Source organism: Actinomadura madurae (assembly GCF_900115095.1).
GTDB classification, from domain to species: Bacteria; Actinomycetota; Actinomycetes; order Streptosporangiales; family Streptosporangiaceae; genus Spirillospora; species Spirillospora madurae.
Window position 1 is genome coordinate 231218 of the sequence record NZ_FOVH01000015.1, and the last position, 16124, is coordinate 247341.

At 73.7% G+C, this 16124-nt stretch carries 14 protein-coding genes; 11 read left to right on the plus strand and 3 right to left on the minus strand.

The window, feature by feature from the left end:
- Positions 1-6: 6 nt before the first annotated feature.
- Positions 7-942, minus strand: coding sequence for a bis(hydroxyethyl) terephthalate hydrolase (gene bdeA / locus BM339_RS34905; protein WP_081842582.1), 936 nt, complete (start codon positions 940-942; stop codon positions 7-9).
- A gap of 162 nt (positions 943-1104) precedes the next feature.
- Between bdeA and BM339_RS34910 the strand changes: the two genes are divergently transcribed.
- Positions 1105-2541 carry an FAD-dependent monooxygenase gene (locus tag BM339_RS34910; RefSeq protein WP_075023634.1) on the plus strand — a complete coding sequence of 479 codons (1437 nt, stop codon included), beginning with the start codon at positions 1105-1107 and terminating at the stop codon, positions 2539-2541.
- 27 nt (positions 2542-2568) lie between these two features.
- On the opposite strand, the gene BM339_RS34915 is transcribed toward BM339_RS34910, so the two are convergent.
- A complete protein-coding gene (locus BM339_RS34915) occupies positions 2569-3318 on the minus strand; it encodes an SDR family NAD(P)-dependent oxidoreductase (protein ID WP_075023635.1) in 750 nt (249 codons plus the stop codon).
- Complete coding sequence (locus BM339_RS34920; RefSeq protein ID WP_075023636.1) at positions 3318-4013, minus strand: SDR family NAD(P)-dependent oxidoreductase; 696 nt, start codon at positions 4011-4013, stop codon at positions 3318-3320. The genes BM339_RS34915 and BM339_RS34920 overlap by 1 nt, the downstream gene beginning before the upstream one ends.
- 195 nt (positions 4014-4208) lie before the next feature.
- Here BM339_RS34920 and BM339_RS34925 point away from each other — a divergent pair, with 195 nt between their 5' ends.
- From BM339_RS34925 to hpnH, 10 genes are all read left to right on the plus strand, one after another.
- Entirely contained in the window at positions 4209-5249 is a 1041-nt protein-coding gene (locus tag BM339_RS34925; RefSeq protein WP_021595766.1) for a PucR family transcriptional regulator, read from the plus strand.
- Between the two features lie 143 nt (positions 5250-5392).
- Positions 5393-6205, plus strand: a complete 813-nt coding sequence (locus BM339_RS34930; RefSeq protein WP_021595765.1) for an SAM-dependent methyltransferase — start codon at positions 5393-5395, stop codon at positions 6203-6205.
- Between the two features lie 97 nt (positions 6206-6302).
- Positions 6303-7208, plus strand: coding sequence for a helix-turn-helix domain-containing protein (locus BM339_RS34935; RefSeq protein WP_244938720.1), 906 nt, complete (start codon positions 6303-6305; stop codon positions 7206-7208).
- Between the two features lie 305 nt (positions 7209-7513).
- On the plus strand, positions 7514-8371 hold the full coding sequence (gene hpnC / locus BM339_RS34940) for a squalene synthase HpnC (RefSeq protein ID WP_075023637.1): 858 nt from the start codon (positions 7514-7516) through the stop codon (positions 8369-8371).
- Between the two features lie 9 nt (positions 8372-8380).
- A complete protein-coding gene (gene hpnD, locus BM339_RS34945) occupies positions 8381-9241 on the plus strand; it encodes a presqualene diphosphate synthase HpnD (RefSeq protein WP_021595762.1) in 861 nt (286 codons plus the stop codon).
- Entirely contained in the window at positions 9238-10596 is a 1359-nt protein-coding gene (hpnE, locus tag BM339_RS34950; RefSeq protein ID WP_075023638.1) for a hydroxysqualene dehydroxylase HpnE, read from the plus strand. The genes hpnD and hpnE overlap by 4 nt, the downstream gene beginning before the upstream one ends.
- Positions 10593-11603 carry a polyprenyl synthetase family protein gene (locus tag BM339_RS34955; RefSeq protein WP_075023639.1) on the plus strand — a complete coding sequence of 337 codons (1011 nt, stop codon included), beginning with the start codon at positions 10593-10595 and terminating at the stop codon, positions 11601-11603. Before hpnE ends, BM339_RS34955 begins: the two co-directional genes overlap by 4 nt.
- 35 nt (positions 11604-11638) lie before the next feature.
- Positions 11639-13504, plus strand: coding sequence for a squalene--hopene cyclase (gene shc, locus BM339_RS34960; RefSeq protein WP_021595759.1), 1866 nt, complete (start codon positions 11639-11641; stop codon positions 13502-13504).
- A complete protein-coding gene (gene ispH / locus BM339_RS34965) occupies positions 13501-14985 on the plus strand; it encodes a 4-hydroxy-3-methylbut-2-enyl diphosphate reductase (RefSeq protein WP_075023640.1) in 1485 nt (494 codons plus the stop codon). Before shc ends, ispH begins: the two co-directional genes overlap by 4 nt.
- Positions 14982-15986, plus strand: a complete 1005-nt coding sequence (gene hpnH, locus BM339_RS34970; RefSeq protein ID WP_075023641.1) for an adenosyl-hopene transferase HpnH — start codon at positions 14982-14984, stop codon at positions 15984-15986. Before ispH ends, hpnH begins: the two co-directional genes overlap by 4 nt.
- The last annotated feature ends 138 nt before the right edge of the window (positions 15987-16124 follow it).

Below are 16124 nucleotides of genomic sequence, written 5' to 3' on the forward strand. Positions count from 1 at the left end.
ACCGGGCTACGAGTTCGGGCAGGTGTCCCGGTATTCGGAGATGTTCGCGTCCCGGCCGGGCGCCGGGCACAGGAACTGGTCGTAGCGGGTGTCGTTGTCGATGTACCGCTTGAGCCAGGAGATGCTGTACTTCGCGATGGTCGTGTTCGAGATGTTCGGCGCGAAGTGGCTGGCGCCGTTCAGCTCCAGGTACGCCTTCTCCGACGACGCCGGGATGCTCGTGTAGAACGGCTCGGAGTGCGAGGCGACCGGCGCGATCGAGTCCGCCTCGGCGCCGATGATCATGGTGGGGACGCGCACCCCGGAGAAGTTCTTCTGCAGGTTCCACGGCGTCAGCGGGATCGCCGCCTGGAGCTGCGGGCGGTCCTCGGCGGCCTCCAGCGAGCCGCCGCCGCCCATCGAGTGGCCCATCACGCCGAGCCGGCTCGCGTCGATCCGGGACCGCACGCCGCTGCGCTGGGTGAGGTAGTCGAGCGCGGAGAGCATCTGCCGCGCCCGGCTGCTCGGCTGGTCGGAACGGGTGTTGGTGTCGATCGTGAAGACGACGAAGCCCTGCGAGGCCAGCCGCGGCCCGAGCCACGCCATGCTGCTCTGGTCGGCGGTGAACCCGGGCGTGACCACGACGGCGCCGAACGTCCCCTCGGCGGTGCTCGTCGGGTAGTAGATCGTCCCGCCGCCGAAGCCGGTCACGACGAGCGACGACACGCTCGTCTGCGAGGTCGCGAAGGGGCCGCGCAGGGCCTCGATGCTCTGCTCGGTCGGCGCGGGGCCGCGTTCGTACGGGTTGTCGGCGGCCCGGGCGGCGACCTGCGGGGCGGTGAGGGCGCCGGCGGTCAGCGCCGCGGCGACCAGGGTCTTCGCCGCGCGGGCGGTGATGGGGTGCACGTCGGTTCGCTCCTGTTCGGGGGGCGGAGCCGTGGGCCGGCTCCGGGACGCGCACATTCTCGGCAGCCGCCCGCCCCGCGGACATCGGCGAAATCGCCGGTCATCCCGCGGCGACCGCCCTGACCGGCCCGGACGGGGCCCGTGTCACGGCTGCCAGTGGTCTGCCAGCGGTCTGCCAGGCCCTCTTCCGAGACTCGGAGGCGGAGAAGGGAGACCAGCATGGACGACGTCCTCATCATCGGGGCCGGGCCGACCGGCCTCACCCTCGCGGTGGACCTCGCGCGCCGCGGAGTCCGGCACCGGATCATCGACCCGGGCACCCGCGCGGGGTCGCGCGGGAAGGGGCTGCAGCCCCGCACCATGGAGGTCTTCGACGACCTCGGCGTGATCGGCGCGGTGCTCGGCGCCGGCGGCGCCTACCCGCCCATCCGCGCCTACGCGGGCACGGAGGTCGTGTGGGAGGGGGAGATGGGCGAGCGGAAGGAGCCGTCCGACGCCGTTCCGTACCCGAACGGCCTCATGGTGCCGCAGTGGCGCACCGAGGAGATCCTCCACGACCGCCTGGAGGAGCTGGGCGGACGGGTGGAGCGCGGCGAGCTGGCCGGCTTCACCCAGGACGCCGAGGGGGTGACCGCCGTGCTCGCCGACGGCACGACCCTGCGGGCCGCCCACCTCGTCGGCGCGGACGGCGGCAGGAGCGTCGTCCGCAAGACCCTCGGCATCGCGTTCGCGGGCGAGACCCGCGAGGAGGAGCGGATGCTCATCGGGGACGTGCGGACCGCCGACCTCGACCGCGACCACTGGCACACCTGGGCCGACATGCAGACCCGGACGCTGCGCGTGGGGCTGTGCCCGCTCGCCGGCACGGACGACTTCCAGTTCACCGCCCCCCTTCGGCCGGACGAGGACCCGGAGCTCACCCTGGCCACGTACCAGAAGATGCTGGAGGAGGGCAGCGGCCGGACCGACGTCCGCCTGACCGACCTCACCTGGAGCTCCATCTACCGGGTCAACATCCGGATGGCCGAGCGTTTCCGGGCCGGCCGGGTCTTCCTCGCCGGCGACGCCGCCCACGTCCATTCGCCGGCGGGCGGGCAGGGCCTCAACACCGGCGTCCAGGACGCCTACAACCTCGGCTGGAAGCTGGCCACCGTGATCAAGGGCGGCCCCTCCGCGCTCCTCGACACCTACGAGGAGGAGCGCCTGCCCGTGGCCGCCGGAGTGCTGGGCCTCAGCACGAAGCTCTACCAGAAGGCCGCCGAGGGACAGGCGGACGCCCTCAAGCGCGGCGAGGAGACCCAGCAGCTCCTTCTGGCCTACCCCGACAGCTCCCTGTCCGAGGGTTCGCTCGGCGGTACCCGCGCCGCTGACGCCGTCCTGCACGACGGGTCCGGTGCACGGGTCCGCCTGCACGACCTGCTGCGCGGCCCCCATGCCACCGTCCTGGCCTTCGGTGTGCGGGTGGGCATCGAGCACTCGGACGTCCGCGTCGTCACGGTCGGCGGGCCGGGCGGCCACACCGACCCCGGCGGCCGGCTGCGGGCCGCGTACGAGGGAGCCGAGGCCGTCCTGATCCGCCCGGACGGCTACATCGCCTGCGCCGGCGACGCGACCATGGTCCAGGCACACCTGGCGCGCCTCACCGCCCCCGCGTAAGGGCCGCGACCGGCCTGCGCCGCCGTATCAGGCGCGGGCCCTGGTGGTGCCGCCGTTGGCGTGCAGGATCTGGCCGACGAGCGTCGGGAGCCGCTCGTCGGCCAGGAACGCGATCGCCGCCGCGATCTCCTCGGGCGTCGCGATGCGGCCGAGCGGCACCCGGGCGGCGTACCGGTCGCGGATCTCCTCGACCGTCACCCCGGCGAACTCCGCGTCCACCTCCAGCCGGGGCGTGTCGATCACGCTCGGCGCGACCGCGTTCACCGCGATGCCGAGCGGGGCCAGCTCCCGCCCGAGCGACTTGGCGAGCGCGACGATGCCGGCCTTCGCCGCGGAGTAGGCGGTCGCGTGCGGCCAGCCGATCAGCCCCCACTCGGACGCGACGAACACCATCCGGCCGCCGCCGCGCTCCACCATCCCCGGCATGACGGCCTGCGCGCACGCGAACGTCCCGCCGAGGTCGACGTCGATGGCGCGCCACCAGCCGGCGAGGTCGTCGATCTCGGGGAACGGGGCCATCGTCATCTGGGCGGCGCCGGTGACGAGGAGGCCGACGTGCTCGCCCGTCTGGCGTTCGAGCCGCTCGACCATCGCGGCCACCGCGCCCGGGTCGGACACGTCCGCCGGCGCGGCGACGCCGCCCAGCTCGGTGGCGAGGGCGGCGACGTCGCGGCCGGGCTGGTCGTTGACGGCGACCAGGCGGCCGCCGGCCGCCAGCCGCCGCGCGACGGCCTCGCCGAGCCCGCCGCACGCCCCGGTGATCAGCGCGACGGTCATCAGATCACCGCTCCGGCGTTCGGGGAGAGGATCTCGCCGGTGCAGAACGTCCCGTCCTCGATCAGGTACGCGGTGGCGAGCGCGATCTCCTCCGCGGCCGCCAGCCGCCCGGTGGGCAGGGTCTGCAGGTAGGACGGCCTGCGCCACGGCGAGTCGGACGCCAGCAGCGGCGTGTCGGTGGGGCCGGGCGCCACCCCGTTGACCCGCACGCCGGACGGCGCCAGCTCGGCCGCCAGCGACCGGACGAACCCGATCATCGCGCCGTTGGCGGCGGTGTAGTGGGCCTCGGCGTGCCCGCCGCCGACGGCCAGGTCGGAGACGACCGCGACGACGCTGCCGCGGCCGCGCTCCACCATCCCGGGCGTCACGACCCTGCACACGTTGACCAGGCCGCCGAGGTGCACCCGCAGCATCCGCCGCCAGTCGGCCCAGGCGATGTCGGACACCGGGACGATCGCGTAGTGCCCGGCCCCGCAGACCACCGCCTCCACCGTGCCGAGCTCCCGCTCGATCCGCCGGACCGCCGCGGTCACCTGCGCCTCGTCCGCCACGTCCACGCTCACCGACTGGTCGGCCTCGGGGGCGGGACGCAGGTCCAGCCCGGCGGTCCGCCACCCGCGCCCGGACATCTCGCGCATCGTCGCGACGCCGATGCCGCCGGCCGCGCCGGTGACGAGCGCGACCCGTCCCCGCATCCGATCACCCCGCCTCCGCCGAAGCTCCGGCTCACCCTGGAAAGCTCCAGGCAAACCCGGCATCGCACCAGGTGACAAGGGACGTGGGGATTTCTTGGCCGAACGCACCGCGCCACGCCCGGCCTTTCGTGCCGTTCTCCAAAAAGTCGGTCACGGGCGCGGGCCATCGCCGGGGCGGGGTGAGAAGGTGAGGCTGTGACCAGCGATCCCGTGGTGCCGCGCGTCACCGTCCGGCAGCTCCTGGCGGTGCCGCGCTTCCGGCTGCGCCTGGTCGCCGGGGAGGCCGGGCTCGACCGCCCGGTCCGCTGGGCGCACTCCACCGAGCTGCTCGACCCGGGCCCCTACCTGCGCGGCCACGAGCTCGTCCTGACGGCCGGCGCGTCGCTGCGGGACGCGGGCACGTGCGCGGCGTTCGCCGACTCGGTGAAGGCCGGCCGCGGCAGCGCGATCGGCTACGGCGTCGGCGACGTGGCCGACACCGTCCCCGAGGCGCTGTGCCGGGCCTGCGACCGCACCGGCCTGCCGCTGCTGGAGGTGCCGGCCGAGGTGCCGTTCCTCGGCTTCACCGAGTGGTTCGCCGAGCAGGCCGCGTCCACCTCCGACGAGCGGCACGAGCGGGAGGAGACCGGGCGGCTGCTGCGCATGGTCCGGGACGGGCTCGCCTCCGCCGAGACGCTCCGCACGCGGGTCGACGACGCCGGGCTCGACCCCGCGTCCCTGCTCGTGATCGCGATGGACGGCGTCGAGGACGAGCTGCCGGGGGTGCTCGGCCTGGACGGCGACACGGCCCTGCTCATCACCAACGACGCGCACGCCTGGACCGAGCCCGCGGGGATCGGCAGCCCCGGCGGGCTGGAGCACCTGCCGGTCTCCCTCACCGAGAGCCTCGCCGCGCTGGACGCCGCGCGCCGCTCCGGAGGGGTCGTGCACGCCTCCGACCTCGCCACCTTCCCGGCCCTCCTCGGCCGGCTCGACCAGGACCAGCTGGCCCCGTTCATCGAGCAGATCGCCCGGCCGCTGAGCGACTACGACAGCGCGCACGGGACGCGGCTCGTCGAGACGCTCCGCACGTTCCTGGACATGGGCGGCGCGGTCGGCGCGACGTCCCGCGCGCTGTTCCTGCACCCCAACACGCTGCGCCACCGGCTCTCCCGGATCGAGGCGCTCACCGGCCGCAATCCGCTGCGCTTCGAGGACCGGGTGGCGCTCGCGATAGCGGTGTGGGCGGGACGCTGATCCTCCGGCTCCCGCGCGTATTCATCAATGTCCCGAATGGCACCGCTGACGGAGCCGAATATCGCGTTTCCCGCCGCCCCGGTCAAGCCGGGGCTAAGTTTGCGGAAGGCGGGAGTTCGCATGCCGGAAGGAGCGCCAGACCGATGACGGATGTCACCCCCGGCCCCGAAGAGGGATCCGACTCGAAGATCAATACCGACGTTCCGCAGTCGGCCCGCATCTGGAACTACTGGCTCGGCGGAACCGACAACTACGAGATCGACCGGATCGCCGGCGACCAGTACGTCGCGCTCTATCCGGGAATCGTGGACATCGCCCGCGCCGGCCGCTATTTCATGGACCGCGCGATCCGTTTCCTGGCCCTCGATCGCGGGATCCGCCAGTTCATGGACTGCGGCACGGGGCTGCCCACCGTCGACAACACCCACGAGATGGCCCAGCGCGCCGCCCCCGACGCCAAGGTCGTCTACGTCGACAACGACCCGCTCGTCCTCGCGCACGCCCGCGCCCTCCTGACCGGCACCCCCGAGGGACGCACCTCCTACATCGACTGCGACCTGCACGACCCTAAGACGATCATGGGCCGGGCGGCGGAGATCCTCGACCTCTCCCGGCCGGTCGGGCTGCTGCTGATCGGCGTGATGGGGCACGTCGTCGACCCCGGCGAGGCCTACGGCGTCGTCCGCGGGCTGATGGAGCCGCTCGCGTCCGGCAGCTACCTGATCCTGCACGACTCCACCGACCAGAACGAGGCGTTCAACGCGGCGCAGCGCGCCTACGACGAGACCGGCGCGATCCCGTTCCGGCTGCGCAGCCCCGAGTTCATCCGCGGCTACTTCGACGGCCTGGAGATGGTCGAGCCCGGGCTGGTCACGAGCGGTGCGTGGCGCCCCGAGGTGGGGTCCATGGACATCGAAGATCTTCCGACCCTGTGCGCCGTGGCGCGCAAACCCTGACGCCCGAGACAGGTCGCAGACGGTCTTATTCCCGACGCGGAGCGTGAAGCTATAGTTGGAGCGGTCGTTCTCGCCATCCTCCGTTGAGGAGTCCCCCTTGGCCTCCGTCACGATCAACGACAACCCGCGGTCGCCGTCGGCGCGCGTCCGCTCGGCACTCGCCCAGGGGGACCCGTTCGTCCCGCGGATGCTGCTCGGCCGGAGGCTCCGCGAGCTGCGCGAGGCGGCGCGGCTGTCCCGGCGGGACGCGGGGCGGCGGCTGCACGGCTCCGAGTCCAAGATCACCCGGCTGGAGCTGGGCCGGACCGCGGCCAGGCCCGCCGACGTCGCCCGGCTGCTGGCCGTCTACGGCGCGGACGGCGACGAGCGCACCCTCCTGCTCGCGCTCGCCGAGCAGACGGGCGCCCGCGCCTGGTGGCAGGACGACGGCGACATCGTCTCGCGCTGGGTCCGGCCCTACCTCAGCGCCGAGCAGGCGGCCAAGCTGGTCCGCACGTTCGAGTCGCAGTACGTCCCGGGCCTGCTGCAGACCGAGGACTACGCCCGCGCGGTGATCCGCCGCGCCTACCCCGAGCCGGAGGTCGAGCGGCGCGTCGCGTTCCGGATGCGGCGGCAGCGCGTCCTGCGGCGCCGGCCGCGCCCGCTCAACCTGTGGGTCGTCCTCGACAAGGCGGCGCTGTGGCGCCCGATCGGCTCGCCGGCGACGATGCGCGACCAGATCCGGCACATCGTCGAGATCTGCGCGCGCCCCAACGTGACCGTGCAGATCGCGCCGTACGGCATCAGCGGGCGGGTGGGGTGCGAGGGGCCGCTCACGCTCGTCCGGTTCCCGCAGCAGGGGCTGCAGGACATGGTCTACCTGGAGCGCCCCGACAACGCCCACTACCCGGCCCGCCGCGCGGAGATCGAACGGTACTGGCACGTCTTCAACACCCTCGTGACGGAGGCGGCGCCGCCCGAGCGCACGCCGCACATCCTCGCCGAGATGCTCACCACCTACTGATCCGCGCCCGCGCCGCGCCTGTCCGTAACCCCGCCGGCCCGCCCCATGCCCGCTGCCTGCGGATTCATTGTTGTATGCCCAGATTGTCCGATAACAAAGGGTGATCGTCGGGGCGAATGATCACATATTCCCGTCTGACCACTTCCGGCCTACATTGATAAATGCTGGCATTTCGGGAGGGTTCGCGCGGCTCTTCGGGGACGTACGCCACAGGAGCCTCTCGATGGCCACGTTTACCGGGTGACCGCCCGGATATCGGGCATCGATGTACGTCTCCGTGCCGCCACCGCCCCCGAAGGAACCACATGTCCGTCAGCGAGCGTTTGCGGAACGCCGACGAGGAGCGCCGCACCAGGGCCGAACTGCAGTCCCGGGAGAACTTCCCGGTCGCCACCCGGCTGCTCCCCGCGCGCCACCGCGAGCACCTGCTGAACGTGTACGGCTACGCCCGGCTGGTCGACGACATCGGCGACGAGGCGCCGCCGGGCGACCGGGCGGACCTGCTCGACCTGGTCGAACGCGATCTCGACCGCGTCTACGCGGGGACGGCGCCGGAGCTTCCCGTCATCCGCGACCTCGCCGGGACGATCGTCGCCCGCCGCGTCCCGGCGGAGCCGTTCCGCCGCCTCATCGAGGCCAACCGCAGGGACCAGGCCGTCACCCGGTACGCCACGTTCGACGACCTGGTGGGGTACTGCGCGCTGTCGGCCGACCCCGTCGGGCACATCGTCCTGCACGTGTTCGGCGCCGCCACCCCGGCCCGGCTCCGGCTGTCGGACAAGGTGTGCACCGCCCTGCAGATCATCGAGCACTGCCAGGACGTCGGCGAGGACTACCGCAACGGGCGGATCTACCTCCCGGGCGACGACCTGCGGCGGTTCGGCTGCGTCGAGGCCGACCTGGCCGCGCCCGTCACCCCGACCCGCCTGCGCGGGGTCGTCGCCCTCCAGGCGAAGCGGGCGAGGCGGATGCTGGACGAGGGCGCCGCCCTCACCGGCGGGCTCCGCGGGTTCGCACGCGTCGCCGTCGCCGGATACGTCGCGGGAGGTCTCGCCGCGATCGCCGGGCTGGAACGCGACGCCTACGACGTCCTGGGCGGCCCGTCACGACCACGCAAAGGGCGGCTGCTCGCCGAGTGGTCGCGGACCTTGGGAAGGAGATGAGAAGACCAGATGGACGCACCCACCGCCTACCGGCACTGCGAGAACGTCGTGCGTTCGCAGGCGCGCAACTTCTCGTACGGGATCCGGCTGCTTCCCCAGGGGAAACGACGCGCGCTGAGCGCCGTCTACGCGTTCGCCCGGCGGATCGACGACATCGGCGACGACCACGGCGCGCCGGCAGCCGGCCGGCTCGCCCGGCTGGCGGACCAGCGCGCCCGCCTCGCCGACCTGGACGCCCACCCGTCCGACCCGGTCCTGGTCGCGCTCGCCGACGCGGCCCGCCGCCATCCGATCCCGCTGGAGGCGTTCGGCGAGCTGATCGACGGCTGCGAGGCCGACGTCCGCGGCGAGACCTACGACACCTTCGACGACCTGCACTGGTACTGCCGCTGCGTGGCCGGCGCCGTCGGCCGCCTGTCCCTCGGCGTGTTCGGGACGTCCGACCCGGACACGGCCGTGCCCCGCGCCGACGCGCTGGGCGTCGCGCTGCAGCTGACGAACATCCTGCGGGACGTCCGCGAGGACGGGCTGAACGGCCGCGTCTACCTTCCCGCCAAGGACCTGGCCCGGTTCGGGTGCACGCTGGAGCGGGACGCGTCCGGCCGCCTGACCGACGACCCGGAGCGGCTGGCGAACCTCGTCCGGTTCGAGGCGGCGCGGGCCGCCGAGTGGTACGGCACCGGCCTGGAACTGCTGCCCATGCTCGACCGGCGCAGCGCCGCCTGCGCGGGCGCGATGGCGGGCATCTACCGGCAGGTGCTGAGACGCATCACGGCCGACCCGCTGGCCGCGCTGGAGAAGCGCACGTCCCTCCCGGCCTGGGAGAAGGCGGCCGTGTCCGCCAGGGCGATGGCCGGGATCCGCAGATGAGCGCCGGGGACGGCACCGGGGGAGAGGTCGCGATCGTCGGCGGCGGCCTCGCCGGGATCACCGCGGCGCTGGCGCTCCAGGAGACCGGCGCGCGGGTCACGATCTACGAGGCGCGCCCCCGGCTCGGCGGCGCCACCCACTCCTTCACCCGGGACGGCCTGACCGTCGACAACGGGCAGCACATCTTCCTCAAGTGCTGCTCGGCGTACCAGGGGCTGCTGGCCAGGCTGGACGCGCTGGACCGCGTCCGCGTCCAGGACCGCTTCGACGTCCGGGTGCTCACCCCGGACGGCGCCGCAGGGCGGCTCCGCCGCGCCAAGGCCCCCGGCCCGCTGCACCTCCTGCCCGCCCTCGCCCGCTACGAGCTGCTCTCCCCGGCCGACCGGCTGCGCGCGACCCTCGCCTCCCTGGCCCTGGACCGCCTCGACCCGGCCGACCCGTCGCTCGACGGGATCCGCACGGGCGCCTGGCTGGCGCGCCACGGCCAGCGGCGGCAGGCCCGCGAGGCGCTCTGGGAGCTGTTCGTCACCGCCGCCCTCAACGTCCGGCTCGACGACGCCGCGCTCGGGCCGGCCGCCTTCGTGTGCAAGACCGCGCTCCTCGGCCGCCAGGACGCCGCCGACATCGGCGTGCCCACCGTCCCGCTCGGCGACCTGCACGGCACGATCCCGGCGGCGAGGATCGAGCGGGACGGCGGCCGGATCCACCTCGGCGCCAAGGTCACGGCGATCGACGCGGGCCCGAAGCTCGTCGTGAACGGCTCCCCGGTCGGCGCCGACGCGGTCGTCGTCGCGGTGCCGCACCGGGCCGCGTCCGCGCTCGTCCCCGCGGAGGCGTCCCCGGACCGGGGGAGATGGGACGGCCTCGGCTCCAGTCCCATCGTCAACGTCCACGTCGTCTACGACCGGCCCGTCCTGCGCGAGCCGTTCGCCGCCGCGGTCGGATCGCCCGTCCAGTGGGTGTTCGACCGCACCGCGGTGAGCGGCCTCACCGGCGGCCAGTACCTCGCGGTCTCGGTCTCGGCGGCCGACCGCTGGATCGACACGCCCACCGCCGAACTTCGCGAGGTGTACCTCACCGCGCTGGAGCGGCTGTTCCCGGCCGCCCGCCGCGCCCGCGTCACCGACTTCTTCGTGACCCGGGAGCGGCACGCCACATTCCGCCAGAGCCCCGGCAGCGGCGCGCTGCGCCCAGCGTCCGCGACCCGGCTGCCGTGGCTGTTCCTCGCCGGCGCGTGGACGGACACGGGCTGGCCCGACACGATGGAGGGAGCCGTGCGCAGCGGCCTCACCGCCGCCCGCCTCGTCCGGCGGCACCTGCAGCAGGTGGACACCGGCGGGGTGAACGGCCGATGACCACCGTCCCCACCTCGATCACCGACGGGCGCGCCCTGGTCGACCAGGCCATGCGCGCCTCCGCGGAGCGGCTCGACCCGTGGACCCGCCGCGTCGTCGCCTACCACCTCGGCTGGACCGACGAGGACGGCCGGCCCGCCGCGGCGGGCGGCAAGGCGCTGCGCCCCGCGCTCGCGCTGCTGTCCGCGCGGGCCGCCGAGACCTCCTACGAGACGGCGCTGCCCGGCGCCGTCGCCGTCGAGTTCGTGCACGCGTTCTCGCTGCTGCACGACGACATCATGGACGGCGACCGGACCCGCCGGCACCGGCCCGCCGCGTGGACGGTCTTCGGCCCGTCCGCCGCGATCCTCGGCGGCGACGCGCTGCTCGCGCTGTCGGAGGAGCTGCTGCTCGACCAGCACACCCGGGGCGCGCACTGGGCGGCGCGCGCCCTGACCGCCGCCACCCAGCGGCTCATCTCCGGGCAGGCGCTCGACATCGGGTTCGAGTCCCGCGACGACGTGGCCCTCGACGAGTGCCTGACCATGGCGGCGGACAAGACCGGCGCGCTGCTCGCCTGCGCCTGCTCGATCGGCGCGATGCTCGGCGAGGGCCCCACCCGCCTCGTCACCGCGCTGACCGGGTACGGCGCCGAGCTCGGGCTCGCGTTCCAGCTCGTGGACGACCTGCTCGGCATCTGGGGCAGCCCGGAGACGACCGGCAAGCCCGTCCTGTCCGACCTGCGGGCGCGCAAGAAGTCGCTGCCGGTGGTGTACGCGCTGACGTCCGGCCGGCCGGAGTCGCGGAGGCTCGCCGACCTGTACGCCGACCCGGAGCCGCCGTCCGAGGACGCCCTGCGGGAGATGGCCCGGCTCGTCGAGGCGGCGGGCGGCCGGGACTGGGCCGCGGCCGAGGCGGACCGCCGCATCGCCGCCGCGGACCGGTGCCTCGACGACTCCGGCATGGACGGCCTCGTCGCCGCCGAGTTCCGCGACATCGCACGCTTCGTCACCTCCCGGGACCACTGACACGCCGGCGCGCGGACGAGAAGGGAAAGCGCTGAATGACCACGACCGAAGTTCCCGGACTCACCGGCGCGGCCTCCGCCGCCGTCGAGGCCGCCCGCGACCGCCTGCTCGGGCTCCAGTCGCCCGAGGGCTGGTGGAAGGCCGAGCTGGAGACCAACGTGACCATGGACGCGGAGGACCTGCTGCTCCGCGAGTTCCTCGGCATCGGCTCGGAGGAGGAGACCCGGGAGGCGGCCCGCTGGATCCGGTCCCGGCAGCGGGACGACGGCACCTGGGCGAACTTCCACGGCGGCCCCGCCGACCTGTCCACGACCGTCGAGGCGTACGTCGCGCTGCGGCTCGCCGGGGACCCCGTGGACGCCCCGCACATGCGCCGGGCCGCCGCGTACGCGCGGGAGGCGGGCGGCATCGAGGGCAGCCGCGTCTTCACCCGGATCTGGCTGGCGCTGTTCGGGCAGTGGTCGTGGGACGACCTGCCCGTCATGCCGCCCGAGCTGATGTTCCTGCCGAGCCGGGTGCCGCTGAACGTGTACGACTGGGCGTGCTGGGCGCGGCAGACGATCGTCCCGCTGACGATCCTCGGGTCGCTGCGCCCCGTCCGGAGCCTGCCGTTCGACCTGCCGGAGCTGCGCGCCGGGCGGGCGCCCGCGCGGGCGGCGACGGGCTGGGGGCGGGCGTTCAACGCGCTCGACCGCGTCCTGCACGTGTACGAGAAGCGGCCGGTGCGCCCGCTCCGGACCGCCGCGATGCGCCGCGCGGCCGACTGGATCATCGCGCGGCAGGAGGCCGACGGCTGCTGGGGCGGGATCCAGCCGCCGTGGGTGTACTCCCTGATGGCGCTGCACGAACTCGGCTACGGCCTGGACCACCCGGTCATCAAGCGCGGGCTGGCGGGGCTGGAGAGGTTCACGATCCGGGACGAGAAGGGGCGCCGGCTGGAGGCGTGCCAGTCGCCGGTCTGGGACACCGTGCTCGCCGTGAACGCGCTCGCCGACGCGGGCGTCCCGCCGGACGACCCGGCGCTGCTGCGGGCGGCGCGCTGGATCGTCGGGGAGGAGGTCCGCGGGCCGGGGGACTGGGCGGTGCGGCGGCCGGACACCCCGCCGGGCGGCTGGGCGTTCGAGTTCGACAACGACGTCTACCCCGACACCGACGACACCGCCGAGGCGATCCTGGCGCTGCGGAGGGTGGCCCTGCCGGAGGCGGAGGCGCCGATCGAGCGGGCGGTCCGCTGGCTGAACGGCATGGCGTCGCGGGACGGCGGCTTCGGCGCCTTCGACGCCGACAACACCCGCGAACTGTGCACCAAGCTGCCGTTCTGCGACTTCGGTGCTGTCATCGACCCGCCGTCGGCCGACGTCACCGCGCACGTCGTCGAGGCGCTCGCCAAGGAGGGCCTCGCGGAGTCGACCGTGGTGAAGCGGGCCGTCGTGTGGCTGCTGAAGGCGCAGGAGCAGGACGGCTCCTGGTTCGGGCGCTGGGGCGCCAACCACGTCTACGGGACGGGCGGCGTCGTCCCGGCGCTGATCGCCGCCGGCGTCCGCCCGGACAAGCCCGCGATCCGGCGCGCGGTGGCGTGGCTGGAGGCGCACCAGAACGAGGATGGCGGATGGGGCGAGGACCTGCGCTCCTACGACGACCCGGCGTGGATCGGCCGGGGCGCGTCCACCCCGTCCCAGACGGCATGGGCGCTGCTGGCCCTGCTCGCCGCCGGCGAACGCTCCGCCGCCGTGGACGCCGGCGTGCGCTGGCTCGTCGACAACCAGCGCCCGGACGGGAACTGGGACGAGGACGCGTTCACCGGCACCGGCTTCCCCGGCGACTTCTACATCAACTACCACCTGTACCGGCTGGTGTTCCCCGTCAGCGCCCTGGGCCGCTACCTCGGAGGTGCCACATGACGCGGCTCGTGGTGTGCGCGGCGCTCGGCATCGAGGCCCGCGCGCTCTCCCAGGACGGCGACCTGAACGTCGTCCGCATCGGCATGGGGCCGGCCAAGGCGCGGTCGGCCGCCGGGCACCTGCCGGAGTTCGGGGCGCTCGCCATCGTGGGGTGCGGCGGCGCGCTGGACGACCGGCTGCGTCCCGGCGACCTGTTCGTCGCGACCGAGGTGCGGGGCGCGTCCGGCACCGTGCGGTGCCGGTCGGCCGAACCCCTCGCCGGCCTGCTGGAACGCACCACCGGCGCGACCGTCCACCGGGGGCCGCTCGTCACGGTGGACCACATGGTGACGGGCTCGGAGCGCGCGTCGCTGGCCGCGACGGGCGCGCTCGTCGCCGACATGGAGTCCGCCGAGCTGGCCGCGGCGGCGGGGGAGCGGCCGTTCGCGGTCGTGCGCGCCATCGTCGACACCCCGGGCCGCCCCCTGGTCAGCCCCGCGACGATCCCGGGCGGGACCGCCGCGCTGCGCCGGCTGCGCACGGTCGGCCCCGCCCTGCGGGAATGGGCGGGCGCCGCCGGCCCGCGCCGCCTCCTCCTCGCCGGTCCCCGGTCGTTCTGCGCCGGGGTGGAGCGGGCGATCGAGATCGTGGAACGCGCGCTCGCCCTGCACGGGCCGCCCGTCTACGTGCGCAAGCAGATCGTCCACAACTCCCATGTGGTGGACGACCTGAGCGGCCGCGGCGCCGTCTTCGTCGACGAGCTCGACGAGGTGCCGCCCGGCTCGGTCACGGTGTTCTCCGCGCACGGCGTCGCGCCCGCCGTCCGGGCGGAGGCCGGGCGGCGCGAGCTGCGGGTGATCGACGCGACCTGCCCCCTCGTGTCGAAGGTGCACGCCGAGGCCCGCCGGTTCGCGGCGCAGGGCCACCTCGTCGCGCTGATCGGGCACGCCGGGCACGAGGAGGTCGAGGGCACCCTCGGCGAGGCGCCGTCCTCCACCTACCTCGTCGAGAACCCGGAGGACGTCGCGTCGCTGCCCGCGGACCGTCCCGTCGCCTACCTGACCCAGACCACCCTCGCCGCCGACGAGGCCGGCGAGGTCGCCGCCGCGATCACCGGCCGGTTCCCGGACGCGGTCGGCCCGCACACCGACGACATCTGCTACGCCACCACGAACCGGCAGGAGGCCGTGACCGGCGTCGCCCGGGACTCCGACCTCGTCCTCGTGGTCGGCTCGGCCAACTCGTCCAACTCCCGCCGCCTCGTCGAGGTGGCCGAGAGCCGCGGCACGCCGGCGGTGCTGATCGACGGCCCCGCCGACATCCCGCTCGGACGGCTCCGCGAGGCCCGGGTCGTTGGCCTGACCGCCGGCGCCTCCGCGCCCCCGTCCGTCCTCGACGCGGTCGTGGACGCCCTGCGCGGCCTCGGCCCCGTCGACATCAAGGAGCACACGGTCACGGTGGAGACCACCGAGTTCACCCTGCCCAAGGAGGTCCGGACATGAGCATGCCGCTTCGCCAGAGCGTCCGCATCGGCACCTACATCCTCCGCAACAAGCTGCGCGGCAGGGAGAAGTTCCCGCTGATCGTCGAGCTGGAACCGCTGTTCGCCTGCAACCTCGCCTGCGCCGGCTGCGGGAAGATCCAGCACCCGCACGACGTCCTCAAGAAGCGCATGCCGGTCGAGCAGGCCCTCGCCGCGATCGAGGAGTGCGGCGCCCCGATGGTCTCCATCGCGGGCGGGGAACCGCTCATGCACCCGCAGATCGACGAACTCGTGGCCGAACTCATCAAGCGCAAGAAATTCGTCTTCCTCTGCACGAACGCGCTGCTCATCCCGAGGAAGATCGACAAATTCAAGCCGTCGCCCTACTTCGCCTGGGCCGTGCATATCGACGGCCTGCGCGAAAGGCACGACGAGTCCGTCTGCAAGGAAGGCGTCTTCGACGACGCCGTGGCGGCCATCAAGGAATGCCAGAAGCGCGGTTTCCGCGTCACCACGAACACCACGATCTTCAACACCGACACGCCGCAGACCGTCATCGACGTCCTCAACTACCTCAACGACGACCTCAAGGTCGACGAGATGATGATCTCGCCGGGCTACGCCTACGACAAAGCCCCGGACCAGGAGCACTTCCTCGGCGTCCAGGAAACCCGGGAACTGTTCAAGAAGGCGTTCGCGGACGGCAACCGCAGACGCTGGCGCTTCAACCACTCCCCGCTCTTCCTGGATTTCCTGGAAGGCAAGGTCGACTTCCCCTGCACGGCCTGGGCGATCCCGTCCTACTCCCTCTTCGGCTGGCAGCGCCCCTGCTACCTCATGTCGGACGGCTACGCGCAGACCTACCAGGAGCTCCTGGACGAGACGGACTGGGACTCCTACGGCCGCGGCCGCGACGCCCGCTGCGCCAACTGCATGGCCCACTGCGGCTACGAACCCACGGCCGTCTTCTCGACCCTGACCTCCCTCAAGGAATCCCTGAGAGCCGTCCGCTCCGTCTGACGACCGCCGACCCGCCCGGAAAGCCACCTTTCCGGGCGCCGGCCGTCAGCCCACCTCCGCGATGTACTTGGTGCCGAATCCGTCCCTTGCCCGGCGAGGGTGGGCCGGGCACCGCTGGCGGGTGTCAGTCCACGACGC